Annotated in this window: 21 protein-coding genes; 2 read left to right on the forward strand and 19 right to left on the reverse strand. The window is 52.2% G+C overall.

The genetic code is table 11. From position 1 onward, the window contains the following. Window positions 1-4: 4 nt before the first annotated feature. The 9 genes from EUZ85_RS24240 to ppc all read right to left on the reverse strand — a co-directional run bounded on the left by EUZ85_RS24240 (window position 5) and on the right by ppc (window position 10,164). A complete protein-coding gene (locus EUZ85_RS24240; RefSeq protein ID WP_127972738.1) occupies window positions 5-550 on the reverse strand; it encodes a cytochrome b in 546 nt (181 codons plus the stop codon). Between the two features lie 98 nt (window positions 551-648). After that, on the reverse strand, window positions 649-1,548 hold the full coding sequence (locus tag EUZ85_RS24245; protein WP_127972739.1) for a DMT family transporter: 900 nt from the start codon (window positions 1,546-1,548) through the stop codon (window positions 649-651). Window positions 1,549-1,967: 419 nt separating this feature from the next. Continuing rightward, window positions 1,968-2,759 carry a class I SAM-dependent methyltransferase gene (locus EUZ85_RS24250; RefSeq protein WP_127972740.1) on the reverse strand — a complete coding sequence of 264 codons (792 nt, stop codon included), beginning with the start codon at window positions 2,757-2,759 and terminating at the stop codon, window positions 1,968-1,970. A gap of 44 nt (window positions 2,760-2,803) precedes the next feature. Further along, a complete protein-coding gene (locus tag EUZ85_RS24255) occupies window positions 2,804-3,151 on the reverse strand; it encodes a hypothetical protein (RefSeq protein WP_127972741.1) in 348 nt (115 codons plus the stop codon). 154 nt (window positions 3,152-3,305) lie between these two features. Next, on the reverse strand, window positions 3,306-4,106 hold the full coding sequence (locus EUZ85_RS24260; protein WP_127972742.1) for an undecaprenyl-diphosphate phosphatase: 801 nt from the start codon (window positions 4,104-4,106) through the stop codon (window positions 3,306-3,308). Between the two features lie 125 nt (window positions 4,107-4,231). After that, on the reverse strand, window positions 4,232-4,927 hold the full coding sequence (tsaB, locus tag EUZ85_RS24265; protein ID WP_127972743.1) for a tRNA (adenosine(37)-N6)-threonylcarbamoyltransferase complex dimerization subunit type 1 TsaB: 696 nt from the start codon (window positions 4,925-4,927) through the stop codon (window positions 4,232-4,234). Between the two features lie 71 nt (window positions 4,928-4,998). Continuing rightward, the gene (adk, locus tag EUZ85_RS24270; protein ID WP_127972744.1) at window positions 4,999-5,655 is read right to left on the reverse strand and encodes an adenylate kinase; all 657 of its coding nucleotides are present in this window, start codon (window positions 5,653-5,655) and stop codon (window positions 4,999-5,001) included. A 299-nt stretch (window positions 5,656-5,954) separates the two neighbouring features. Then, entirely contained in the window at window positions 5,955-7,343 is a 1,389-nt protein-coding gene (locus EUZ85_RS24275) for an HDOD domain-containing protein (protein WP_241566849.1), read from the reverse strand. Window positions 7,344-7,518: 175 nt separating this feature from the next. Continuing rightward, window positions 7,519-10,164 carry a phosphoenolpyruvate carboxylase gene (ppc, locus tag EUZ85_RS24280; protein ID WP_206617945.1) on the reverse strand — a complete coding sequence of 882 codons (2,646 nt, stop codon included), beginning with the start codon at window positions 10,162-10,164 and terminating at the stop codon, window positions 7,519-7,521. Between the two features lie 319 nt (window positions 10,165-10,483). Between ppc and EUZ85_RS24285 the strand changes: the two genes are divergently transcribed. Beyond that, window positions 10,484-10,828 carry a hypothetical protein gene (locus EUZ85_RS24285; protein ID WP_011395722.1) on the forward strand — a complete coding sequence of 115 codons (345 nt, stop codon included), beginning with the start codon at window positions 10,484-10,486 and terminating at the stop codon, window positions 10,826-10,828. A 39-nt stretch (window positions 10,829-10,867) separates the two neighbouring features. Here EUZ85_RS24285 and mazG read toward each other — a convergent pair whose 3' ends face one another. The 4 genes from mazG to cysM form a co-directional block, all read right to left on the reverse strand. Continuing rightward, window positions 10,868-11,731, reverse strand: coding sequence for a nucleoside triphosphate pyrophosphohydrolase (gene mazG, locus EUZ85_RS24290; RefSeq protein ID WP_127972746.1), 864 nt, complete (start codon window positions 11,729-11,731; stop codon window positions 10,868-10,870). Then, a complete protein-coding gene (gene relA, locus EUZ85_RS24295; RefSeq protein WP_127972747.1) occupies window positions 11,731-13,971 on the reverse strand; it encodes a GTP diphosphokinase in 2,241 nt (746 codons plus the stop codon). Before relA ends, mazG begins: the two co-directional genes overlap by 1 nt. 44 nt (window positions 13,972-14,015) lie before the next feature. Continuing rightward, window positions 14,016-15,356: a 23S rRNA (uracil(1939)-C(5))-methyltransferase RlmD gene (gene rlmD, locus EUZ85_RS24300; protein WP_127972748.1), complete on the reverse strand. Its 1,341-nt coding sequence runs from the start codon at window positions 15,354-15,356 to the stop codon at window positions 14,016-14,018. 107 nt (window positions 15,357-15,463) lie between these two features. Then, complete coding sequence (gene cysM, locus EUZ85_RS24305) at window positions 15,464-16,354, reverse strand: cysteine synthase CysM (RefSeq protein ID WP_127972749.1); 891 nt, start codon at window positions 16,352-16,354, stop codon at window positions 15,464-15,466. Between the two features lie 309 nt (window positions 16,355-16,663). Here cysM and EUZ85_RS24310 point away from each other — a divergent pair, with 309 nt between their 5' ends. Next, the gene (locus EUZ85_RS24310; RefSeq protein ID WP_127972750.1) at window positions 16,664-19,537 is read left to right on the forward strand and encodes a response regulator; all 2,874 of its coding nucleotides are present in this window, start codon (window positions 16,664-16,666) and stop codon (window positions 19,535-19,537) included. A gap of 38 nt (window positions 19,538-19,575) precedes the next feature. Here EUZ85_RS24310 and recO read toward each other — a convergent pair whose 3' ends face one another. From recO to lepA, 6 genes are all read right to left on the reverse strand, one after another. Then, window positions 19,576-20,289: a DNA repair protein RecO gene (recO, locus tag EUZ85_RS24315; RefSeq protein ID WP_127972751.1), complete on the reverse strand. Its 714-nt coding sequence runs from the start codon at window positions 20,287-20,289 to the stop codon at window positions 19,576-19,578. A gap of 17 nt (window positions 20,290-20,306) precedes the next feature. Next, complete coding sequence (gene era / locus EUZ85_RS24320) at window positions 20,307-21,221, reverse strand: GTPase Era (protein ID WP_127972752.1); 915 nt, start codon at window positions 21,219-21,221, stop codon at window positions 20,307-20,309. Beyond that, window positions 21,218-21,898: a ribonuclease III gene (gene rnc, locus EUZ85_RS24325; RefSeq protein ID WP_127972753.1), complete on the reverse strand. Its 681-nt coding sequence runs from the start codon at window positions 21,896-21,898 to the stop codon at window positions 21,218-21,220. Before rnc ends, era begins: the two co-directional genes overlap by 4 nt. Then, the gene (locus EUZ85_RS24330) at window positions 21,895-22,263 is read right to left on the reverse strand and encodes a DUF4845 domain-containing protein (protein WP_127972754.1); all 369 of its coding nucleotides are present in this window, start codon (window positions 22,261-22,263) and stop codon (window positions 21,895-21,897) included. Before EUZ85_RS24330 ends, rnc begins: the two co-directional genes overlap by 4 nt. An 81-nt stretch (window positions 22,264-22,344) precedes the next feature. Beyond that, window positions 22,345-23,112 (reverse strand): signal peptidase I, encoded by a 768-nt coding sequence (lepB, locus tag EUZ85_RS24335; RefSeq protein WP_127972755.1) that lies wholly within the window; start codon window positions 23,110-23,112, stop codon window positions 22,345-22,347. Window positions 23,113-23,161: 49 nt separating this feature from the next. After that, window positions 23,162-24,961, reverse strand: a complete 1,800-nt coding sequence (gene lepA / locus EUZ85_RS24340; protein WP_011395711.1) for a translation elongation factor 4 — start codon at window positions 24,959-24,961, stop codon at window positions 23,162-23,164. Between the last annotated feature and the right edge of the window lie 30 nt (window positions 24,962-24,991).

The following is a 24,991-nucleotide window of genomic DNA, read 5'->3' on the forward strand; positions in this document are numbered from 1 at the left end:
GCGATTATTTGGGGGAAAACATTCTCATCAGAGTTTTATCTTTATCTATCACATGGTGCTTGATTGCCGCCAAAGCATGCAGTAGGGCCAGCCCCACCAATGTCCACGCCAACACCTCATGAATCTCCCCGGCGATATCCTCCATGCCTTTAATAGGAGGCAACAACGCGGGAATTTCAAACCAGCCAAACACATCAATGCCGCGTCCGTCTGCGGTGGAAATCAGATACCCGGCGACCATGGTGGCTATCAACAACAAATACAGCAGACGATGCGCCCATTCACTCGCGACTTTCTCGATACGGCTCAAGGAAGCCTCTGGTTCAGGGCGCACATTGATAAACCGCCAAACCAACCGGAATACAATGACGAACAGCAGCAGCATCCCAATGCTTTTATGAATGAAAGGAGCTTTTTGATACCAGGCGTCGTAATATGACAGATCTGTCATATACAATCCCAATCCGAATAAACCGAAAACAACAAGCGCGACCAGCCAATGCAGCAAAATCGCTATAAGTCCGTAATTTTGTTGTGTATTTTTCCACATGTTAAGCTGCTCCCATCATCAATTGCCGTAGTCTAACCTCAACTATTTCGTATAAATATCGATAAATTTGAGATAGAGAATTCTATTTTTTAGAAAGCTTAGACCGAAGCCTTCCTTTTTCCAGCGAGCAAATACATCACCCGCCGCAACTGCTCCCTGGGTATATTAATGATTACCACTCCCAGCAAGGTCAAAGCGCCTCCGAGAGACAACTTCCAGGTCAGCACATCTCCAAACCAGAATATGCCGAACACCATCGCGAATATCGGAGCCAACAACATCATCGGCGTCACCAAAGAAACGCTATAACGCCCAAGCAGGCGATACACGATGCCATGACCAATAATAGACGCAGCTACGGCGGAATAAAGCGGCGCCCAGTAATCCGACCACTCGCTTTGAGTCAGCCGCAGCCACTGACCGTCCTCAAAAATATATGACAACAGTAACAATGACGGCGTCGCCACAAGCGCAATCCACGCCTGCAATCGCATAACTCCCAAGGTAGGGCATTGCTTCATTAAAATCGTAGCGACAGCCATACTTGCAGCCGCGCCCACCACCCAGGCAAGCGCATCCAGATGATTAAATACAACTGGATCAAATCCGATAATGAATACCCCGGACAAAGCAAGTACGATTGCTCCGCCCTTAACCCATCCAATACTTTCTTTTAATATCGCCGCCGCCAAGATGGCTGAAAAGGGAACATATAACTGCGTCGCAATAGCAACGGAGGCGATATTTCCTCCCGCATTAAGGCCCAGGAACATCATACTGAAGTGTAATACACCCAATACAAATGCAACGGACAACAACGGCTTCATATATCCCTTCGCCGGCCTCAACCAAGGCGCCGTCAACGCCAGCAAAATGGCGAAACGCAACGCGGTAAACAAAAGAGGTTGAAAGTTTTGAGCGCCTTCCTTGCCCGCAATGAAATTAAACCCCCATGCGAGGTTCGCCAGCAGGCCCAACAGTAAGTCCAATAGGCTCATAAATAATCTTCGCCTGCAGCGACAGTTTGATACGTATTACAGCGCAAAAAGCATATACAAAATAACTTGGAATAGATCGTTAACATGCTGTAATCAGTGGGGCTAAACAAAGGTTGATAATTAGTACATTAGTATAGATAGGTAACTCTACCTAACTTGTTTTGTGGATAATTGGACTATATTTAACCAGTCCTTAAAAGGAGGGGAATCATGGAAAATCAATTTGACGAAGACGTAATTATCCCAAGCAACAACTAAAAAGTAGTTGAAGTATCGCGAAGCCAGTTTATCGAACCGGCGATCGTAAAAATCCGCTGACGCAACGGCGGAACAGCGCCTCAAAAAGGCGCCAAATAGAATTCGGATCAGTTATTTTATCCAGACGCAGTGCGCCGTTGCGCGGCTACAGCCGGTTGGCGCTATCCACCGGTCAGCTTGCGTAGCGCATAAACATCAAATCGACCGCTTTTTCCTGTCACCGTAAAGTTCGGTTCACGCCCCAGCAAACATGGCGCGCCTTTCGGTCGCTTAACCACTATTCGCTTAACTTGTTGATGCAACGCTGACGCCAGCAATTCGTCCGCATCGGGGTCAGCGCCGACAATATCCTTAAACGCCTGCATTTCTTTCTTTACGGCGCTACTCTTACGGCGCTCAGGAAACATGGGGTCGAGATAAATCACATCCACACCATCAGGAAATGCAGTAAAGGCCTCTCCCAGATGCAGTGTCATACGCGCAGCCACTGACGCAGCGTCAGAACACTCTTGCGCACGACGCAAACCATCCGCCAACAGACAATGCACCAGCGGGTTACGCTCGTACATCACAACATGACAACCCAACGCCGCCAATACATAGGCGTCCCGTCCCAAGCCCGCTGTAGCGTCCAGCACGTTCAAGCGCTTTACTTCGCCTTTCAGTCCTACCGCCTTAGCCACCATTTCCCCCCGACCGCCGCCATGCTCGCGCCGATAAGCCAAAGCACCCTCGACAAAATCCACAAACACCGGCCCCGGCGCCTGCATGCGCCAATTGACCAACTCCACCTTCGCGTCAGAGAAGTTCAGCAGGTACATCGATTTATCACTCTTGGCCGGTAACGCCTCCACGGCTACGAGTCGTAGACCAAACCGGGATGAAAACGCTTCAGCCTCGTCCCGGCGTTGTTCGCAATAGCTCACCAACACCTGATAGTCATAAGAAATCATGGCGAAATATCCATAGAAGAAAAGAAGGGTATTAAAGCAGGAATTTAAACAAACAGATCTATGCTAACCAAACTATCGAGGCCATCGCGAGGAGCATTGTTGGCGGTAGACTGATAGGTTTCTATGGCCTGTTGCGCAGCTAAAGATACATCGTCAGGTTCAGGCTTCCGCTGCAGTTGTGTTTGCTCTGGAGAATTGTTGGCGTTAACGCGCCGAAAAGGGATGCTCTCCTGCGTCCTGGTCTGCAACGCTTCCTCAGCAGGAAATGCCTGCTCAACACTGCGACGCTGAGACTCATCACGACGCGACGCATCTGCATCGTTGATCGTCGAGCCGTCATTGCGCTTAATAGTGGGCAGTAACGGCAGTGATGAGCCGACTCCGCCAATCATGCAGCTATCCTTCCGGCGACCAGCGCCCGGTCCATGTCAGTTATTGAGACTTTCAATCAGCAGGGCTCCGAGCAAGTTGTCGGGGCGACCTTTAAAGTATAGACCGCCCCTCCACAGCCGTTATTGGCCGCCTGCACAAATACAGGCGCCCGACTTAGGCTACATACAACCAGATCAAAAGACCTGCGCCTAATAGCATGCGATAGATTACGAACGGCATGAAACCTATCTTCTGTAAAAATTTTAAAAATAAATGAATACAGGCGTAAGCGCTGACGGCGGAAATAAGCGTCGCCCCCGCAATCTCCGACCATTGCGAGCTAGTGCCGGTACCCACCAACTCCATTCCTTTGAAAAGCCCTGCTGCAGCGATAAGAGGGATGGATAGCAAGAATGAAAAACGAGCTGCAGTGTCCCTGTTCAACCCAAGAAACAAAGCCGAAGTCATGGTGATGCCGGAACGCGACGTGCCTGGAATCAAAGCTAGCGCCTGGGAGAATCCAATAACCAATGCGTCTTTCAGAGTAAACTGATCAATATCACGAGTTCCTTCTTTGCGGTCGGCCAGCCCCAGCAACACCCCAAACCCTATCGTCGCCAGCGCGATAACCAAAGCGGAACGCAGATTCTCTTCAATCCAGCTGTCCAGCAGTACTCCCGCTATTCCCGCAGGGATAGTACCGAGAATGACCGCCCAGGCGAGACGTGACTCTTGCGATGCGCCGCCGCCGGTAATCTGCTTAAACCATCCATTGAGCAAGTTGAAAATATCTGCGCGGAAATAAACCATAACCGCCAGCAAAGTGCCGACATGGACGGCCACGTCAAACGCCAGCCCCTGATCCTGCCAGCCCCAAACCTCAGACGGAAGAATCAAATGCGCGGAGCTGGAAATAGGAAGAAACTCCGTCAACCCTTGAATCAGCGCCAAAACAACGATTTCAAGCCAAGTCATCTAAAATGTTCCCATAAAATATTAAGCACAAAAAAGCCCCTTAAAGTTCCACTTGTCGAGGTCGACGTCAAGCACGACATTCGTGAAAGTTTGGAGAGGTAAACAGAAAGAAACACTAACGGCTTTTAGCGACCGGGAAGTTTTTTCCAGGCTACTTCATCACGTAAATAAATAGGCTGGGCTTCAATGGCGGACACAGTAAGCCCCATCTCAAACATCGACGCAGCAATTTCCGCCATGGCGGCTGCTCGCGGCGCCCACTCAGGCTCCCGTATGACCGAGCTTTCGATCAACGCCGCCGGCAAACGCTCAAGATAAACCAGACCACTCCCCAATATCACCACCTCCTGCTTCGAGACTTTTACATCAACCATTTCCGGAGGAGCCACTTGCTCTGCATAGATTTCTTTAACGCCATCTGTGGAATGCTCATAGCCCGCCCAATAGACTTCGCTCATACGCGCATCGAGCAGACAAATAGCCTGGCCGGGGGGGCTTTCCTGGCGCTTGAACCACGCGAACGCCATTGCTTGCAACGTAGATACAGGAATAACAGGTAAATCGGCGCCAAAAGCCAATCCTTGCACCATACCAGCTGCAATGCGGAGCCCGGTAAATGAGCCCGGCCCTCTTCCAAACGCCAACGCATCCAATTGCTCCACACGCAAGCCGCTATCGCCAAGCAAACTATCAATCATAGGCAGGCAGCGTTTAGCGTGAGCTCTTGGCGTCGCTTCCAGCAATTCGGTCAACTCGCCGTCGTTCCATAAGGCTACGGAACAGGCGTCACTTGATGTATCGAGCGCGAGTATTTTTGCCATGAGGATTGTTCAATCAATTCTGAAGAGAAGGCGGCGCAGAACAGCGCCGCCCGAAGATGAAGATATCAGTATTACTTCTGCAGACCCGCGAAAACACGGTCACGGATATCGTCTACAGAACCAACACCTTCAACCCGCAGATACTCAGGTGCGGCGCCTGCATCTTTTTCCGCCCAGTTACGATAATAATCGACCAACGGGGCTGTTTGTGAGTGATAAACTTCCAAACGCTTGCGCACAGTTTCTTCTGTATCGTCTACACGCTGAACCAGAGGTTCGCCAGTAACGTCGTCTTTACCTTCCACTTTGGGTGGGTTGTAATCAATGTGATAAACGCGACCGCTCGCTTCATGTACGCGACGCCCGCTCAAACGCTTGATGATTTCTTGGTCATCTACGGCGATTTCTACGACATTATCAATTTTTACACCAGCTTCACGCAGTGCTTCCGCTTGCGGAATCGTGCGAGGAAAGCCGTCAAACAGGAAACCGTTGGCGCAATCGTCTTCTTTAATGCGGTCTTTGACCAGCGCGATAATGGTTTCATCTGACACCAATCCCCCCGACGCCATGACTTCTTTCACTTTCAGACCCAGAGGAGAGCCTGCTTTTACCGCAGCGCGCAGCATGTCGCCGGTGGAAATCTGGGGTATCCCGAATTTCTTCATAATATTCTGCGCTTGCGTGCCCTTTCCGGCGCCGGGAGCGCCCAACAAAATAATTCTCATACCAATTACACTCCTGATCCAAGCAACAAATTCCTGTGCGCTTGCGCCGGCTACAGGCCGACGCAGCAGTCTGTCGACGAGTTATTATTGTCGAGTTCCATCATGGCCTTTTGTGAGACCACTCTCAACACATTGATTCTAATCGCATTTCCCCGCGATTTCGGCGACAATTTACATCCGATTAGAGACGCTGCACATTGTAGGGAAGATTAGCAAAGAGCTGAATTATACGGATATAGGCAGGTAACCTGAAGCGCCAATCTCGATAAAGCCGCCCGGGCGGCGGCGCCTAGGCGGATCTAGCCCATTTGGGAGGCCAGTTGATTCAATGAATCACTGGATTGCTTTAGTTGTTCAAACACTTCAAACACGATCTCAGGCTGTATATCCAGACGCTTGGCGTAGTACACCGGATCATCTGGAACCTGGTCGTCGCCCAACTCAAGCTCTTTGAGTAAGCAGTTGGACAGCTGGATCAGCAGGACATAGTCCTCATAGGGGCCATGATAATCTTTGACCTGATGTCCTGCGGCGGTCATGGAGACTTCCTTCGGCAATCGCCAATGCTCCAACAGAATGGAGCCCAGCATCCCATGCCCTAGTCCCACCAGCTCCTTGGCGCCTCCCATGCCAAGCACCTGCTTCTCCAGCACCGCCAACTCAGTCATCGGGTCCGCTTCCGCAAGTTTATTGAGCATGGTGTATTCGGGGCGGAACAAATGCCCCAAGAGCAAGATACCAAAGTTGTGCAACAGCCCGGTCAAGTACGCCAGGGAGGGATTGATGCGCTCATCCGGCACGTGGAAAGCCAGACGTTGCGCCAACAGGGAGACATGCAACGCATGTCGCCAGAAACACACGATGCCAAGCGGGCCTTCATTGGGCAAATCAAAAGCCTTACTGGCGGAAATAGACAGCGCCAACTGACTGACGCGCTCAAATCCAAGGACACGCATCACCGCATCTTTAACGCTTTCCAGCTTACCTCTGTATCCATACAACGCAGAGCGGGCTTGCCGCATAATCTGCGCCGCAAGACTGGGGTCCTGCTCAATAATTGCCGCCAGTTCGCCTGCCGTCGCATCTGGATCGGAGGTGGCCTGCAGTATCCGCGTCGCAACCGTCGGCATCGGCGGCAATTTGTAAAGACGCTTCAGTCGCTCCGCCACGCGCTCAGCGTTGGCTTCGCCTACATCGGGACTTTCTGGAGTATCTGATGATAAAGGATTCATTGCCTGCGCCTCGCAACAACCTTGCTTAAGTTTTATAGCACTACTCATCACTCTCTGAAAGCTTTCGCGATCCAAACGCAGCAAAGTGTTATGACACCCCGACTGGATATATATCTGTTCCTTAGCGAACAGACGCTCATCGCATACCGCATGAACGCCATAGGCGCTGGCGATGGGAGGATGTGAACCGGGTTCACAGTCTCGAAACAAGCGATCCGCCTGCCGTCCGGTAAGACGCTGCAGGTTACGCCGAATCGCGCCATTGAGGGCTTCCAGGTTCATTTGCGTGCCGAATTCGGTGATCGCCATCACGACGCCCTTGGCGTCCACCAGGATTTCCGCAACCGCTACACAATCAGGCAGCACCTCAGCCGCCCTCAAAGCAGCGTCGATATTGCCTGCGCGATCATGGTGTATCTGTTGATACGGCACTCCCTGCCGATTCAGATACTGCATAACTCTGGATGCAAGCGGCACACTTCCCCCGTTCTACTAAATAAGTACAAATAATAGTTTAGTTTATATGTGGTTGAGGGGACGTGCGTGATATGAATCACATGCAAAGGTAAGCTTGCGTTGCGCAATGTTGGAGTTTGGTAACCGACCCGGCGACGCCGGGTCGGCGGTGAGATTAACCAGTATTACGCATGCCGGCGGCGACGCCCGCCATGGTAACTTTGAGCGCTTTTTCAACTGTTTCCTTGTTGGTTTCACCCTCAGCCCGGTCACGCACCAATAGCTCTACCTGTAAATAGTGCAGCGGGTCCGTATAGGGGTTACGAACCTGCAGGGAGTGCATGAAGACCGGGTTATCCAGCAATAGTTCATCCTGCCCTTTCAGCTCATTGATCAAGCGCACGGCGCACCCCGCCCGGCGACGCAGCTCATCCCCCAGTGGATGCAGCTCGGGTTTAACCAAACGCTCCTCATAAAAACGCGCAATTTCCGGATCGACTTTGGACAACACCATTTCCAGCATGTCCACATGAGTTTCAAAGAATGGCCAGCCAGTCAGCATGGCTTTCAGCGTATCAGCGCCGCCATCATCTACTGCTGTTTGCAGCGCTGTATCGCTGCCCAACCAGGCCGGCAACATCAAGCGCATTTGCGTCCAGGCGAAAATCCACGGAATCGCGCGCAGACTTTCGACGCCGCCAGAGGCCTTACGGCGCGCAGGACGACTGCCTAACGCCAGTTTGCCCAACTCCTGCTCCGGGGTCGCGGAGCGAAAATACTCCACGAAACCTGGGCGCTCACGCACCACTTCACGATAAGAGTTCACCGCCAGACCGGATAGCTTGTCCATCATCTCGCGCCAAGCGGGCTCCGGCTCAGGCGGCGGCACCAAGGAAGCTTCCAATACAGCGCCGAGGTAAAGGTTAAAACTCTGCTTGGCGACCTTGGGCTGCCCGAACTTAAAGCGGATCATTTCACCTTGTTCGGTAATCCTGAAGTTACCCGCGACGGAACCTGGCGGTTGCGACAAAATTGCGCGGTTAGCAGGACCGCCGCCACGACCAACCGTTCCACCACGACCGTGGAACAGCGTCAGTTTCACATCGTGCTTCGCGGCCACTTTGACCAGCGCCTCTTGCGCCTGATACTGAGCCCAGGCCGCCGCCATCTGCCCCGCATCCTTGGCTGAGTCCGAGTAGCCAATCATGACCTCTTGTTTACCGCCTATGTACTCCCGGTACCATGGAAGATCCAGCAAACGGCCAATGCTGTCCGCCGCGCCTTGTAAGTCGCTCAGGGTCTCAAACAGCGGCGCAATCGGGATGCGATGGCGCATACCGCTCTCTCGCAGCAACAGAATCACCGCCAGCACATCAGATGGGTCGCTCGCCATGGAGATAACATAGGAAGCCAGCCCTTCTGGAGGCTGCATCGCCACTACCTTGCAGGTATCGAGGACCTCCCTGGCTTCCGCAGACGCCGGCCACTCTTTGGGAAGCAGCGGACGCCGGCCCTCCAGTTCTCGAATCAAAAACGCCTGCTTCTCTTCTTCCGTCCATTGTGAGTAATCGCCAATATCGAGGTATGCGCATATTTCCTTCATAACGTCGCTGTGACGCTCAGAGTCCTGTCGGATATCCAGTCTTACCAATTGCAGGCCGAAACATTGCGCCCGGCGGATGACGTCCAGAAGCGGCCCATTGGCGATAACTTCCATGCCACAGTCTCGCAGCGAGCGATAGCACACCATTAACGGCTCAATCAGCTCAGCATTATTGAGCAATACATCGGCGGAAGGTTTCTTCGTGGAGTCCAAAGCCTCAGCAGCCCAGGCCCTTGTCGCCTCCAGCCGGCTGCGCAACTTGGCGAGAATCTTTCGGTAAGGCTCACGGCTCTGCCCCGAGGCGCGCGCCAGCTCGCCATTACAGGCAGTCATAGATAATTCTGAGCGCAGTGCTTCAATATCACGCAAATACAGGTCCGCCGCCATCCAACGACTCAACAAAAAGACTTCCCGAGTGACCTCTGAGGTGACATTGGGATTACCGTCTCTGTCCCCCCCCATCCAGGATGCGAACCGTACGGGATTCACATTGATCGGCAGCCCTTCGCCAAAACGCTCCTGCAGAGCGGCGCCCATCTGACGCATGAAATCCGGCACCGCCTGCCACAATGAGTTCTCTATAACGGCGAAGCCCCACTTAGCCTCATCCACCGCAGTAGGACGTTCGTAACGGATCTCATCCGTATGCCAGGCCTCGGTGATAAGGCGGCGTAAACGCTCAACGATTTTGGCGTATTCTTCGTCCAGCAAATCGCTGCGGTCCAGGGATTCGAGACACTCAGAAATCTGATCATATTTTTGAATCAAAGTGCGACGGGTAATTTCAGTAGGGTGCGCCGTCAGCACAAACTCCAGATTCAAGTCCGCCAGTTGTGTGAAGAATTTATCTTTACTGACGCCTTGGCCTATCAGACGGTCAAACACGACTTCAATAGTGTCAAGGCGGTTGTCCACCAGTTCGCTGGCGGGAGCCCGACGCCTTACAATATGGTATTGCTCAGCAATATTGGTAAGGTTTAGAAACTGGTTGAACGCTCTTGCAACGGGCGCCAGTTCCTCATCATTCAAGCCCGACAGCACCTCTTTCAGCTGCTTCCTCTGACTGATTTCCGCATTACGGTCAGCTTTTGCGGCGATACGGATTTTCTCGATTTTATTGAATATTTCGTCGCCAAGGTGGTAGCGGATGCTCTGTCCCAACAACTCTCCCAGAAGGCGTACGTTTTCTCTCAGCTCTGGATGCAATTCCTTCATCATTTCTCTTACTCCGCCGCTTTTTCAAAAGTCTTTTCTTCGTTGACGTTTTGTTGCAATCGCCTTTTCTCAACTATAACTCAGTGAAATATCGAAAAATTCCGAACTAGAACAATAGCACCCCCCGTCTTGGTTGTCTCATCATTCACCCTCTTCGGAAGCCGCTCCACCGAAGACGGTCTAAACTGAATATAACCCCCGCGGAACCGCCCGCGTCACGTTCGGCCGCCCTCTTAGGCCGCTACGTACATGCTCTTATGGCCCGATTATTAGGGGCCTCCTAGACTGAAATTGATGTCGTTTGTTTTACATAGGCCGCTTTATGAAAATTAACGCTCTCGTACAAAACTGGGAAAACACCGCCAACGTTCGTCTTACGAACAAGGAATATCCCCTGCGCCTGCGCATAGAAGACGCAGCCAGAGTCGCAGCCCTTGCAGAAATGTATCCGCTTCGCAGTCAGGAAGAAATCATCAGCGAGCTGCTGTCAGCCGCGCTGGATGAGCTGGAAAGCAGCTTTCCTTACGTGCAAGGAGCCAAAGTAGTAGCGGAAGATGAAATGGGCGACCCCATGTACGAAGATGTCGGCCCGACGCCAAGATTTTTGCAGTTGAGCAAGAAGTACATCAGCCTGCTCAAGCAAGAGCTGAAAGCGGCCAATAGCTAACCGCCTTCAAAGGTGCGCGCAGACAGCGCGCACTTGGCTTTACAGGCCTTCTTCTTTAGCTTTATCCCAAAGCAAGTCCATTTCCTGCAGCGACGCATCGTCCAGTGTCTTACCCTGCTCTTGCAGCAGTGACTCTATGCGGGAAAAGCGCCTTATGAATTTGGCGTTAGCTCTGCGCAATGCGGCTTCTGGGTCAGCTTTAACAAATCGAGCCAGATTCACGCAGCAAAAAAGCACATCTCCGAGCTCATCTTCCAGCTTATCCTGATCTAGAACCGGCGCCGCCAGTTCATGGCGCAGCTCCTCAATTTCTTCATGAATCTTGTCGAGAACAGGGTTTATTTCCGGCCAGTCAAAGCCATGCAGCGAAGCGCGCTTCTGCAGCTTTTGCGCCCGCTGCAGCGCAGGCATGGCGTTTGGGATATCCGCCAACACGCCTGAAGACGCTGTCGATTCCTGTTCCTCTCCCAGCTTCTTCAGCTCTCGCTCCTGTTGCTTAATACGCTCCCAGTTGGCCTTGATCTGTTCTTCGCTGATTGTCTCTCCTGGGGCCAAACGACTTTCCAGGGTTCCATCGGGAAACACATGAGGATGCCGGCGCAGCAGTTTTCGCACGACGCCATCCACAATATCAGGCCATTGAAACAAATCTTTTTCTTGCGCCATTTGTGAGTAGAAAACCGCCTGGAACAGCAAATCGCCTAGTTCATCACGCAAATGCGGCCAATCTTCACGCTCAATCGCATCCGCTACTTCATAGGTTTCCTCTATGGTGAACGGAACAATGGATGCAAAGTCCTGCTTTATATCCCATGGACAACCATCCTTCGGATCTCGCAAGCGGCGCATCAGATATAAAAGATCTTCCAAGGTGTATTGAACGCCCTCGTCTTTCTCGCTCATCAGCCTTCTCCCGGCTTGGCGCGGCGCGCATCGATAATGTTGGGCAGCCTCCGAATACGGTCGAACATGCGACCCAATACATCGATGGAGGTTACTTCCACGGTGAGACGAATATCCGCTGTACTCTGATTCTTGTCAGTATTTGTCAATGCGGCGGTCACGTTGATCTTCTCATTCGCCAGCAACAAGGTGATATCCCGCAGTAGTCCAGGGCGGTCATAAGCATTAATAACCACATCTACTGGATAGGTGTACTCAGTATCGCCCCAACTTACTTCTATCATACGATTGGGCTCTACCGTCTGTAACTGCAGCGCGTTGATGCAATCTTGCCGGTGAATGGAAACACCCCGTCCAATAGTGATATAGCCAACGATAGGATCGCCCGGAGCGGGCTTACAGCAGTTCGCCATCTGAGTCATTAGATTACCGACGCCACGGATGTGAACATCGGAAGACTTAGCGCTCTCCTGTGCAGCGCGTAGATGCAGCGACAGCTGCTCATCCCGGGGCTCCAACATGTTCTGCGCCGTATGCGCCACCTGCATCGGCTTGAGATCGCCGGCGCCGATAGCGGCGAACATGTCCTCTGCGGAAGGATAGTTTACTTTTTGCGCCAGATCGTCGAAGTCCAACTGCTCCAATGACAGACGTTTCAGCACGCCTTGCAGGATCTCACGGCCCTCTTCGACATTTTGGTCACGATCCTGAAGTTTGAACCAATGGGTGATTTTCGCCCGCGCTCTGGACGTATTGGCATAGCCCAGATCCGAGTTAAGCCAGTCGCGGCTGGGGCGAGCCTGATTCGAGGTCAGAATCTGCACCTGATCGCCGGTTTTCAACTTGTAGTTCAGCGGTACGATTCGGCCGTGAATCTTGGCTCCCCGGCAAGCGTGCCCGATTTCCGTATGCACCTTGTAGGCGAAATCAATAGGCGTCGATCCTGCAGGCAAATCAATAACATGTCCGTCCGGCGTGAACACATAGATGCGGTCGCTAACAATGTCGTTGCGCCATTGATCAACAAGCTCCGAAGTCTTGCTTCCCAGCTCGTCCTGCCACTCCAGCACCTGCCGAAGCCAGGCGATTTTCTGTTCGTAACCGTGAGATTTCTGCTGTGTATCCGTGCCTTTATATAGCCAATGCGCGCAAACACCCAGTTCCGCTTCCTCATGCATTTTTTGCGTGCGGATCTGCACTTCCATGATTTTCCCGGAAGGACCCACTACGGCGGTGTGCAAAGATTGATACCCGTTCTGCTTCGGGTTGGCGATATAGTCGTCAAACTCATGGGGAATGTGTCGCCACAATGCATGCACCACCCCTAAAGCGGAGTAGCAGTCGCGAATGCTGGGAACCAGAATACGAATAGCGCGGATATCATAGACTTGAGAAAAGTCGATTCCCTTGCGGTGCATTTTGCGCCATATGCTGTAAATGTGCTTGGCCCGGCCGGAAAGCTCCGCCTTGATGCCGCTGGCTTCCAGCTCCTGACGCAAAGCAGAGAGCGCTTCTTCAATAAATTTCTGCCGATCCAGGCGGCGCTCATCCAGCAGCTTGGCTATTTTCTTGTATGCCGTCTCATGCAGATAGCGGAAGGACAAGTCCTCCAGCTCCCACTTCAGATAACCAATACCCAGGCGGTGCGCCAACGGCGCATAGATATCAAATACTTCTCTGGCTACGCGGTGACGTTTGTCGGACCCTGCGTTCTTGACGTCCCGAATGGCGCAGGTTCTCTCCGCCAGCTTGATCAACGCCACGCGCACGTCGTCAATCATGGTGACCAGCATGCGGCGAATGTTGTCCACCTGAGTCTGAGTCTGCCCCAGCACGCTGCCCTGAATGGGATGGCGCAGGCTGGATATCGCCGCCATCTGCGAAACGCCTTCGATCAGTTTGGAGACTTCTTCGCCAAACTCTTCATTCACTCTGACAAGGGAGAGCTTGCCCTCACGCACCGCACGGTAGAGCACAGCCGCCATTAAGCTGGGCGTATCCAGCTGCAGCTCCGACAGAATCTGCGTCATTTCCAAACCCGTCAGAAAACTGCTGGAGCCTTCCGACCAAAGGTTTCCGGCGCGCACCGCCTCTGACTCGATTTCTTTCGCCAGCAGGCAGGCGCGACGAAACGACGCCACATCCTCCAGTTCAACCTGTTGCTGTAAACGGTCAATCCAACCGTTGATATCAACTGACCCGTCCTGAGCCAAAGGATAATCTTCGCGAACTTTAACCATAGTGACGCCTTTCGCCAGACTCTCTTATTTTCTGAGTAACGGGCTTATGCTTTCTCGAATAAGGCCATTGACTCGACATGGGCCGTATGCGGGAACATATCCATTACCCCGGCCTTGATCAGCTTGTATCCCTGCGCCGCCAGAATGCCGGCGTCCCGCGCCAAAGTAGCGGGGTTACAGGACACATAAACAATTCGCTTCGCCCCGAAACGGGTCATTTGCTTCGCTAACTCTTCCGCGCCAGAGCGAGGCGGGTCCAGCAGAACTTTGTCATAAGTGCGCAGCCATGCATGCTTCGCCTCTTTCGCCGGAGCCAATGGAAGATGCAGGTCCGCCGCATGAAACTCTACGTTGCTAACGCTGTTAAGTTCCGCATTGGCGTAGCCTCGACGCACCATGTCCTCGCTGCCCTCTACCCCCACCACATGCGCCGCCGAACGGGCGATAGGCAGAGTGAAGTTACCCAGCCCGCAAAAAAGATCAAGGATGGTCTCGCCAGCCTGCGGCTGCAACCATTCCAGGGCCTGCGCCAACATGCGGCGATTGATATCGCGGTTGACCTGAGTAAAGTCCATCGGATGGAACTGCATCGTCAAATCATAGTCGCTCAATTGATAACTCAGCAGTTCCTGACCATCTTTCGGCCATAGTTTCGCGACTGTGTCGGGACCTTTTGGCTGCAAATAGATTGCCAACCCGGTTTGTTCAGAGAAAGCGATCAGTTTTTGCAAATCTTCTTCAGTGAGCGGGTCCATGTGGCGAATCACCAAAGCGCAAACATCATCGCCCGCCGCCACTTCGATCTGCGGAATTCGCTGATAGCCGGTAAGGCTTCTGATCAGCGCTTTCAGTTCAGGAATACGGCCGCCGACGGACTCGATCAAGATCGGGCATTCATCAATGGCGGTCAGGAAATTGCTGTAGCGCTCGCGGAATCCAACCAGGACTTCATCCCGCTTGGCGACATAACGAACGCCCAGTCTCGCTTTTGTGCGATAACCGCGCCCCGCGCCCACCAGAGGCGGAACAACCTGCTCTGGCTTTAAGTCGCCAAAATGTCGCAGGTGATCCAGTAACACAGACTCTTTGTGATTGATCTGAAAGCCCAGATCGACATGCTGCATGCTGCAGCCGCCGCACAGTTTGGAGAATTGGCAGTCAGGCTCAATGCGTTGCGGATGCTGCGTCAGCACCTCTTCTACAGCAAGCTCATCATAACTGCGACGACTGTTTACGTATCGCGCAGTCACCGTTTCGCCGGGCAATGCGCCTTCGACAAACAGAGTTTTGCCGTCTTTATGAGAGACGCCACGCCCTTCGTGACTGAGGGATTCAATTTCGCAGGTAATGGACTCTTGGGGTAACTTCTTTCTACGACGAGACATGCTTATAAACCTGGGCTATGGGGCCGATCTGGATAAAAAGCCGGCCATTATAGCGGCCTCCCGCAACAGATATAAGGGCTTTGGCGTCGCGTTCCGGCGCAACCGCTTTAGCTGCGGAATACGCCGGTAGACAGGTAGCGGTCGCCCCGATCACAGATAATGGCGACGATCACCGCATTTTCAACCTCACGGGAAATTCGCAATGCTCCAGCGATGGCGCCGCCGGAAGATACGCCACAGAAGATGCCCTCTTCTCGAGCCAGTGCGCGCATGGTTTCTTCGGCTTCCTGCTGGGCGATATCCAAAACCAGGTCTACTGACTCAGGCTGGTATATTTTGGGCAGATACGCTTCCGGCCAGCGACGAATGCCGGGAATGGATGCGCCGTCAGCGGGCTGCAGGCCGACAATTTGAATCTCCGGATTGCTCTCTTTGAGATAGCGAGAGGTCCCCATAATAGTGCCGGTGGTTCCCATGGAGCTGACGAAGTGGGTAATAGCGCCATCAGTTTGCCGCCAGATTTCCGGGCCCGTCGTTTTGTAGTGAGCCAGGGGATTATCCGGGTTAGCGAACTGATCCAGCACCTTGCCTTTTCCCTCTGACTCCATCTGTTTGGCGAGGTCACGCGCGCCTTCCATCCCCTCTTCTTTGGATACAGAGATGATTTCCGCACCATAGGCGGTCATTGCGGCGCGGCGTTCTTCGCTCATATGCGCCGGCATGATGAGAACCATACGGTAGCCTTTGATCGCTGCGGCCATAGCCAGAGCGATCCCGGTATTGCCGCTGGTCGCCTCAATCAACGTATCGCCGGGCCGGATGTCGCCCCGATTTTCCGCCTCCTGGATCATGCTCATGGCGGGACGGTCTTTGACTGATCCCGCTGGATTATTCCCCTCCAGTTTCGCCAGGATGACGTTACTGGTGTCGCCGGGCAGTCTTTGCAGTCGAACAAGCGGTGTGTTTCCAACGTAGGATTCAATCGTGGGGTATGACATCTTTAACGTTCGCTTCTTTTTAAATTCAATCAATTAGCTGTAGAATCGGAAATGTCCTTGTCCGCTGCGGCGCCGCTGTGACAATGACTCGACGTCGCCTGAGAAAAAAATCCGGTCCCTGTAACGCCATCGAAGCATTTCCGCCGATGGCCGCGTTCGGACTTGATATTGGCCGAACATCGGCCATGATAAGCAATAATCTGAGAGTGGCGATATATTCTTTTTTAATATAAAAATCACTTTATATCATAAATACCATAATATGCCGTTTACCCGCGCCTCCTCTACAAGCCGCCGAAGGGCCCCTGCATGAAACGTTGGGGAATAAAAGTAAAGGTCATTTTATTGACCTTGGCGCCGTCGCTCACCATTGCGTTCACGCTGTCCGCAGCCTTTGTATTTACACGTTTGGACGATCTTAGCGACGTGCTCCTGGAGCGCGGCTCCGACTCCGCCCGTCACCTCGCCAATGCTGCGGAGTATGGCGTTTTCACCGGAAACCGTCGTCAATTGATTGGGCTGACCAACGCCGTTCTGGAAGAGAAAGACATTCGTTCAGTCTCGATCTACGGACGCCAGCGTCAGATATTAGCCCATGCTGGTCCGCGCATTCAGGAAGAGCATACGATCCCCGCCAGCCTATCCACCCAGCTTACGATTTATTCTAGCGAGGATGTGCTGCGCTTCACCGCGCCGGTCACCTTACAGGATCTTAGCCTGAGCGAAGACGCCAACTTGCAGGAGTCTGAAACCACCAATGGTCTGCAGGACAATATTCTGGGGTGGGCGGTCATTGAAGTCTCCCGAGCGCCGACACAGGTCGCCAAGTATCGGACGATACTCTTCGCTCTCAGCGCCGTATTCACCGCTATTATTGTCTGCACCATCTTGGCGTTGCGCTTAAGTCGCGACCTTACCTCGCCGCTGTCTCAAGTGGCGCAAGCGCTTACTCGCATAAAAGAAGGCAAGCTGGATACCCGCGTTTACATAGAAGCCAGCCCCGAACTCGCTTTACTGCAAGACGGCATTAACTCCATGGCGGAAGCTCTCGCCAAGGCGCGCAGTGAAATGCAGCAAAATATAGATCAGGCCACGGAAGACCTGAGAGAAACTCTGGAAACCATAGAAATCCAGAACATTGAACTGGACATGGCTCGCAAGGAGGCAATTGAAGCCAGCCGGGTGAAGTCCGAATTTCTCGCCAACATGTCCCATGAAATCCGCACACCGCTTAACGGTATCATCGGGTTCACGCACCTCCTGCTGAAATCCAATCTGGGACCACAGCAACGGGACCAGCTCAACACCATCCTGAAATCGTCCGAGATCCTGCTGACGATCATCAACGACATCCTGGATTTCTCCAAAATCGAGGCCGGCAAGCTGGTGCTGGACAACACAACCGTCAATCTTCAGGAAATCGTGGAAGACGTTCTCACCATGCTCGCCCCTGGCGCCCACGAGAAAAACCTGGATCTGGCGGGGCTCGTGTATTCCGATGTTCCCAGCCACATCATGGGCGATCCACTGCGAATCAAACAGATCGTCACCAATCTGGTCAACAACGGTATTAAATTCACTCAAAGCGGCGAAGTGGTGGTGCGCGTCATGTTGGAGGACGAGTCCGATGAGAGTTCACTCATCAAAATCACGGTCACCGACAGCGGCGTAGGACTCTCTCGCGTTCAGCAGCAGACGCTCTTCAGCGCATTCAGTCAGGCGGATGCGTCAACAGCAAGGCGTTTCGGCGGCACGGGCCTTGGCCTGGTCATTTCCAGACGCCTGACCGAGCAAATGGGCGGCCAGATTGGTGTTGAAAGCGAGTTGGGCAAAGGGTCTACATTCTGGATCGAGCTCCCCGTCGAAATCGCCCCCAACCAACCGGACAACGAACTTAACCACCGTTTGTTCGAGGGCGAGCGCGTCATCTATCTTGAGCACCAGAAAAAAACCGGGCTGGCGGTGGAGCATACGCTTAACAAGTGGGGCTCCAACGTCACCCAGGTGGACAATATCAAAGATCTTGCGGACAAGGTGGAAGAGGCCCAACGCAAAGGCGAAGGCTTCGCCGTCGCCATTATTGGCCTGACCCGTCACCACTTGCGCTCTAATTCGTACCTGCAGACCGTGCGTAAGCTGGAGTATAAACTCGACTGCCGCACGCTAATACTGACTCCCACCATTGACACTGGCAACGAAGAACCTCCGATACTGACCGACGCTTCAACGTTCCTGATTAAACCGGCTTCACAGCGGCGACTGGCGAACGCACTTAGCTGGCTGATCGAAGGACGCTCCGAGGAGGAGGAAGCCCCATCAGCAATATCCATCAAGCAGTTGAACGCCACCAGTGGCCGCAAACCGCTGGTATTGGCGGTTGACGACAACCTCGCCAACCTTAAACTGGTGGAAGCCTTTCTATTAGACTTGGGAGCTGTGGTGGAGACTGCCATGAGCGGCTATGAAGCGCTCACCAAAGCCAAACAGAAGCGCTTTGACGTGATTTTCATGGACGTACAAATGCCGGGAATGGACGGAGTTGAAACTACAATCAAGATTCGTGAGTTCGAGGCAGGTAAACGACGCACGCCGATCATTGCTCTTACCGCACATGCGATGTCGGAAGAGCGCAAACAGCTATTGCAGAGCGGTTTTGACGACTACCTCACCAAACCCACCAATGAAGATGAACTGCAGCGTATTATCGAGCGCAGAACCGGTTTCCAGTTGTCACCCCAACCATTGCTGACTCAACAGCCTGCACGAGAGCCAGGCAAGATAAAGCCATCAGTGAAAGCCGCCACCGAGCCGTGCGTGGATATTCGCAGTTGCGTCACTCTTGCCGGAGGTAAAAAAGGACTGGCGGAAGAGTTATTTTCCATGCTGCTTGAGAACCTGCCGGAAGAACGCAAGTCTATTGAGAGCGCCTGGGAGCAACAAGACAGGTCTGAGCTGCTGGAGCGTGTTCACCGCCTACATGGCGCGACGCGCTACTGTGGAGTCCCCTTGCTGCGCAACGCCGCGGCGGAGCTGGAAGGGCAGATCAAACGTGACGTAGAGCCACTGGAAGCAGCTGTTTCCGCGCTATTTGAAGAGATAGAAAGAGTGCTTTACTGGTCAGACAGAAATGACTGGCAAACAGAGTTCAGAGAGTATCAGACCCAGTCAGCTTCTCAGTCCTAGCAAGGCTGGGATTTCGCGACATTTAACTTTGGCGGCGTTCAGCTCTTGGTGAGCTTGAGGTAACTGCGCATTAGCTCTCGGGAGTGCAGAGGACGCCCGCCCAATAGTTCATCCAGGCAGCGACGCGTCAGCTTCTTGGCAGCGGCAAGACTCCCAGGAACCGACCAGTCCCGCTCAGCTATCGCCAGCAGATGCCGCCCTTCTATCACAACTGAGTATGGCTCTGGCGTTCGGCTAACGCCCTCGGTAAGAGAAAAGTGATAAGCGATGTTATTTTTTACAATATCCCCTGTCGCGCTCTCCACACAAAAATCCACGCCAAAGCCCAACTCATTCAGCAGCGCAAACTCCAACTCCCGCAATCCGGGTTCAAGGTTCGTTTGTGGAAGCGACAAAAATACCAGACTGGATTTATAAGCATCAAAAGCATCTCGGCTGGCTTCCAATGGCTGCAGCAACTTCAGCAACAGCTCATTGAGATAAAGACCAGCATAGAGAGCAGCTCCCGCCAGGGGATAGCGGAGGTTAGTCTCGCAACGAATGAGGGATTTAAGTTCGCTGCGCCCTCCCAGCTCAACCTCCAGCTCGGTAAAAGGCTGGAGTGTGTTTGGAGCGCCTTTCCTGCGACTGCCGCCTTTCATAACAGCGGAAACCTTACCGTCAGATTCGGTAAACAGATCGACAATCTGGCTGCTTTCGCGATACGGCCGACTATGCAGCACATAGGCGGCCTGAAGCGAAACCCGGTGCATAGCGGCCGATATTTCCGCTAGCGGTCGTCGTAACCCAGGCTTTGCAGAGCGCGCTCGTTATCGCTCCAGCCGGACTTCACTTTCACCCAGGTTTCCAACATGACTTTGCTTTCAAACAACTTTTCCATGTCCTTACGGGCATCGGAACCAATACGCTTGATTCGCTCCCCTTTCTGGCCGATCACAATTTTTTTCTGACCTTCTCTTTCCACCAGGATAAGGGCGCTGATACGCAGCAATGCGCCTTCACGCTTAAACTGCTCGATTTCTACAGCAATTTCATAAGGCACTTCGTTGCCTAACTGGCGCATGACTTTTTCACGAATAATTTCCACCGCCATAAAGCGTTCGCTACGATCCGTGATTTGATCTTCAGGGAAGAAATGAATCCCCTGCGGCAGCATTTCGTTAATAACAGCTTCCAGTCGATCAATATTCAGTCCACGCAGAGCGGAAAGTGGAATAATGTGCTGAAACTCGCACATCTTCTGTACCTTATCGATAAATGGCAGCAGATCATCTTTATTTTCCAGCTTATCCACTTTATTGATCACCAGAATGCGCGGGCGATTCACCTTGGCGATTTTTGACAAAACATAGTCGTCTTCTTCCGTCCAACGCTTTCTATCAACGACAAAAACTATCACATCCGCATCTTTGATCGCTGAAGAGGAGGCTTTGTTCAGCACCCGATTGAGCGCTTTCTTGTCCAGCTGGTGCAGGCCGGGCGTATCCACATAAATAGCCTGATAGTCGCCCTCTGTCTTGATACCTAAAATCTGATGCCGGGTAGTTTGCGGCTTCTTCGAAGTAATGCTGATCTTCTGCCCGAGAATATGGTTCAACAGGGTCGACTTGCCCACGTTCGGCCGACCTACAATCGCAACATAACCACAGCGGCTATTTTCTTGTGAACTTACTTCAATACTCACTGATCCACTCCTAACGCCACCAAGGCCTGTTTAGCCGCTTTTTGTTCCGCCACTCTCCTGCTGCTGCCGGTCCCTTCCGTCGGGTCAGACAGGCCGTCTATTTCACAGCGCACATGGAAAGTTTGCGCATGCGCTTCCCCCTGTACGGAAATAACTTCGTAGCGAGGCAGGTTAAGCTGGCGCGCCTGCAGATATTCCTGCAAACGTGTCTTGGAGTCTTTCTGAGTATCCTTTAGGTTAAGCTTCTGCAAACGCGTTTCAAACCAGTTCAGCACCCTGTCTGCGCAGCCTTCAAAGCCAGCATCCAGATAAATGGCGCCAATAATGGACTCCAACGCATCAGCCAGGATAGATTCCCGACGAAAGCCGCCGCTCTTCATCTCCCCTGACCCCAGTCGCAGATACTCCCCTAAATCAAATTCCCGGGCGATTTCAGCCAGCGTCACCCCTTTAACCATTCTTGCGCGCAAACGGCTCAACTGACCTTCCCGCGCCTCTTCAAAACGGCCAAAGAGGTAATCGGCGATAATAAAATTGAGGACAGAGTCCCCTAAAAATTCCAAACGCTCATTATTACGACCACCGAAGCTGCGGTGGGTGAGCGCCAAAGTAAGCAAAGCAGGCTCTTTAAATGTGTATCCGAGCGCACGCTGCAGTCTTTCCAGCTTAGCTGTCACTGATTATTGGCTTCCAGGTGATGTTTGAAACTAAGTACAGCATCAATATTGCTGATAATGCTGGTGCGTGCTTCATAATTGATATCTATGATCAACTTGGTTTTTTCACGCGAAATATGAATATTATCCTTATCAAAATTACGGACATTGTTCACAGTAAAGTGTTTATCAATTCGCGAAAAAATTTCCTTGTTTGAAATTTTCGTTAGATCGGCTTCTCTATTCAGACCTTGTAAAGATGATGCCACAGCATAATCTTCGATATATATAGGTGTAAGCTTGATACCCAAGGTAATGACAGAAAGGCCAATGATAATCCAAACTAACACCATGAGAAGAGAAGCGCCCTGTTGACTCTTGCGCATATTCACTCCTTATCATCCTCTTATTAATCAATAATATTTAAATAATAGACATTAACTCACTGTTTTTACACTAATGCGCACTTACTGTATCGAACCAACTCGTGTGAATGAAGGCAATGACAAAAACTTTTCCCAGTGCATCCAAATAGCGAATGCCCTGCCGACGATATTTTCATCCGGCACAAGTCCGATATAACGGCTATCTTTACTGCGATCCCGGTTATCGCCCATCATGAAATACTTACCTTCAGGCACGACCCATTTGCCTTCATGCCCAGTGTTTGGATAGTTTTCCTTAATGATGCGATGGAGCTTCTCGCCCAACTGTTCTTCGTAATAAAGCTCTCTGGGAGCGCCCGCCGGCAATGCAGCGATTAGCTTTTCGTCAATAGGCACCCCATTGATGGTAAGCCGCTTGTCTTTATATTCAACTGTATCGCCAGGAACACCCACTACGCGCTTGATGTAGTTGGTGGTGTTATCTTCCGGAGTGCGAAATACCATCACATCTCCCCGTTGTGGATCCCCCAAATCCAGGAACTTGTACCCTAAAACCGGAACTCGCAGCCCGTAGGAATACTTGTTAACAAGGATAAAGTCGCCCACTTCCAGAGTAGGCATCATGGACTGGGACGGAATCTGGAATGGCTCGATAAGAAAGGAGCGGACCACCAACACCAAAAACAAAACAGGAAAGAAAGACCGGGAATACTCCACTACAACCGGCTCTTTGATCATCGCGTTGCTTCCCCCACGCGTCCTGACCTTAACAAATAGCCAAAAGCCTAACCAAATCAGACCTGAGACCAGGGTCAGTACAACCAGAATCAAAGAGAAATCGAAGTCCATCGTGTGTCCTATTCAGTTTGTATTTATTGCTTTCAGTCCGCAATTTGTCTTATTTATCGACCTTGAGCACGGCAAGAAACGCATCCTGTGGAATTTCAACGCTGCCCACCTGCTTCATCCGCTTCTTACCTTCTTTCTGCTTCTGCAACAGCTTTTTCTTCCGTGAAACATCGCCGCCATAACATTTGGCCAATACGTTCTTGCGCAACGCCTTAACCGTTGTTCTGGATACAATCTGTCCACCGATCGCCGCTTGAATCGCCACATCAAACATTTGACGCGGAATCAGCTCTTTCATTTTTTCAGTCAGCAGACGACCACGCGAAGCGGCGTTATCGCGGTGAACGATAAGCGCCAACGCATCGACTTTATCGCCATTGATCAGAATATCCAGACGCACCAGGTTGGCGGCTTGGAAACGAACGAAGTGGTAGTCCAAAGACGCATAGCCGCGGCTTACCGACTTGAGTCGATCAAAGAAGTCCAGTACGACTTCTCCCATCGGCAATTCATAGGACAGCGCGACCTGATTCCCCAGGAACTGCATATTCTTTTGTACGCCACGCTTCTCCACACAAAGGGAGATGACGTTGCCAAGATAAGCCTGCGGCACAAGAATATTCGCCTCGACGATGGGCTCACGCATTTCCTCGATAAAACCAGGGTCCGGCAGCCTGGAAGGGTTGTCGACTTTAATGACTTCGTTCTTTTTAGTCAGAACTTCGTAGACTACTGTCGGCGCAGTGGTAATCAGATCCAGGTCGTATTCCCGCTCCAAACGCTCCTGAATAATTTCCATATGCAGCATCCCGAGGAAACCGCAACGGAAACCGAATCCCAAGGCGTCAGACGTTTCGGGCTCGAAAAACAATGACGCATCGTTGAGCGTCAACTTGTCCAGCGCATCACGGAAGTCTTCGTAGTCGTCAGAGCTGACCGGGAATACGCCAGCGTATACCTGAGGCTGCACGCGCTTGAACCCAGGCAAAGAAGCTACATCCGGCGTTTTCGCCAGTGTAATGGTGTCGCCGACGGGAGCGCCGTGGATATCTTTAATACCAGCGATGACATACCCCACTTCACCCGCCTTGAGACAGCCGGTCTCCGTACGCTTCGGAGTAAACACGCCGATTGAAGTCACCAGTTCCTGGGTCTTGGTTGACTTGATCAGGATTTTATCGCCTTTGTTCAGCGTTCCGTTTTTAACTCGAACCAGAGACACAACGCCCAGATAGTTATCAAACCAAGAGTCGATAATAAGGGCTTGCAACGGCGCATCCGGGTCGCCTTCAGGGGGCGGCACCAACTGAACAATTTGCTCCAGGCTCTCTTGGATCCCCATACCGGCTTTGGCGCTGGCTTCCACGGCGCCGGCAGCATCAATGCCTATAATCTCTTCAATTTCATGACGCACGCGCGCTGGTTCCGCCTGCGGCAGGTCCATCTTGTTCAGAATAGGAATAACTTCCAGCCCCATTTCGATGGCGGTATAGCAGTTCGCCACGGACTGCGCTTCAACGCCTTGCGCGGCGTCGACCACCAGCAAAGCGCCTTCGCAGGCGGCCAACGAACGAGAAACTTCATATGAGAAGTCTACGTGTCCGGGAGTATCGATAAAATTCAGCTGATAACGGGAGCCATCTTTTGCGTCGTAATAGAGCGTTACGCTCTGCGCTTTGATGGTAATGCCCCGCTCTCGCTCGATATCCATTGAGTCGAGCACCTGTTCGGACATTTCCCGATCAGACAAACCGCCGCAATATTGAATAAAGCGGTCAGCCAAAGTGGACTTGCCATGGTCGATGTGGGCAATGATAGAAAAATTTCTAATATGGTTGAGTTTACTCACGGACTACTGTCACTCAGATTCAAAGTTGAA

It is taken from the genome of Hahella sp. KA22, from assembly GCF_004135205.1.
Lineage (GTDB): Bacteria > Pseudomonadota > Gammaproteobacteria > Pseudomonadales > Oleiphilaceae > Hahella.

What these genes read in the sequence shown, in the direction of transcription:
- EUZ85_RS24240 (WP_127972738.1), bottom strand. Translation starts at nt 550, where the DNA reads ATGTGGAAAAATACACAACAAAATTACGGACTTATAGCGATTTTGCTG.
- EUZ85_RS24245 (WP_127972739.1), bottom strand. Translation starts at nt 1,548, where the DNA reads ATGAGCCTATTGGACTTACTGTTGGGCCTGCTGGCGAACCTCGCATGG.
- EUZ85_RS24250 (WP_127972740.1), bottom strand. Translation starts at nt 2,759, where the DNA reads ATGATTTCTTATGACTATCAGGTGTTGGTGAGCTATTGCGAACAACGC.
- EUZ85_RS24255 (WP_127972741.1), bottom strand. Translation starts at nt 3,151, where the DNA reads ATGATTGGCGGAGTCGGCTCATCACTGCCGTTACTGCCCACTATTAAG.
- EUZ85_RS24260 (WP_127972742.1), bottom strand. Translation starts at nt 4,106, where the DNA reads ATGACTTGGCTTGAAATCGTTGTTTTGGCGCTGATTCAAGGGTTGACG.
- tsaB (WP_127972743.1), bottom strand. Translation starts at nt 4,927, where the DNA reads ATGGCAAAAATACTCGCGCTCGATACATCAAGTGACGCCTGTTCCGTA.
- adk (WP_127972744.1), bottom strand. Translation starts at nt 5,655, where the DNA reads ATGAGAATTATTTTGTTGGGCGCTCCCGGCGCCGGAAAGGGCACGCAA.
- EUZ85_RS24275 (WP_241566849.1), bottom strand. Translation starts at nt 7,343, where the DNA reads ATGCAGTATCTGAATCGGCAGGGAGTGCCGTATCAACAGATACACCAT.
- ppc (WP_206617945.1), bottom strand. Translation starts at nt 10,164, where the DNA reads ATGATGAAGGAATTGCATCCAGAGCTGAGAGAAAACGTACGCCTTCTG.
- EUZ85_RS24285 (WP_011395722.1), top strand. Translation starts at nt 10,484, where the DNA reads ATGAAAATTAACGCTCTCGTACAAAACTGGGAAAACACCGCCAACGTT.
- mazG (WP_127972746.1), bottom strand. Translation starts at nt 11,731, where the DNA reads ATGAGCGAGAAAGACGAGGGCGTTCAATACACCTTGGAAGATCTTTTA.
- relA (WP_127972747.1), bottom strand. Translation starts at nt 13,971, where the DNA reads ATGGTTAAAGTTCGCGAAGATTATCCTTTGGCTCAGGACGGGTCAGTT.
- rlmD (WP_127972748.1), bottom strand. Translation starts at nt 15,356, where the DNA reads ATGTCTCGTCGTAGAAAGAAGTTACCCCAAGAGTCCATTACCTGCGAA.
- cysM (WP_127972749.1), bottom strand. Translation starts at nt 16,354, where the DNA reads ATGTCATACCCCACGATTGAATCCTACGTTGGAAACACACCGCTTGTT.
- EUZ85_RS24310 (WP_127972750.1), top strand. Translation starts at nt 16,664, where the DNA reads ATGAAACGTTGGGGAATAAAAGTAAAGGTCATTTTATTGACCTTGGCG.
- recO (WP_127972751.1), bottom strand. Translation starts at nt 20,289, where the DNA reads ATGCACCGGGTTTCGCTTCAGGCCGCCTATGTGCTGCATAGTCGGCCG.
- EUZ85_RS24330 (WP_127972754.1), bottom strand. Translation starts at nt 22,263, where the DNA reads ATGCGCAAGAGTCAACAGGGCGCTTCTCTTCTCATGGTGTTAGTTTGG.
- lepB (WP_127972755.1), bottom strand. Translation starts at nt 23,112, where the DNA reads ATGGACTTCGATTTCTCTTTGATTCTGGTTGTACTGACCCTGGTCTCA.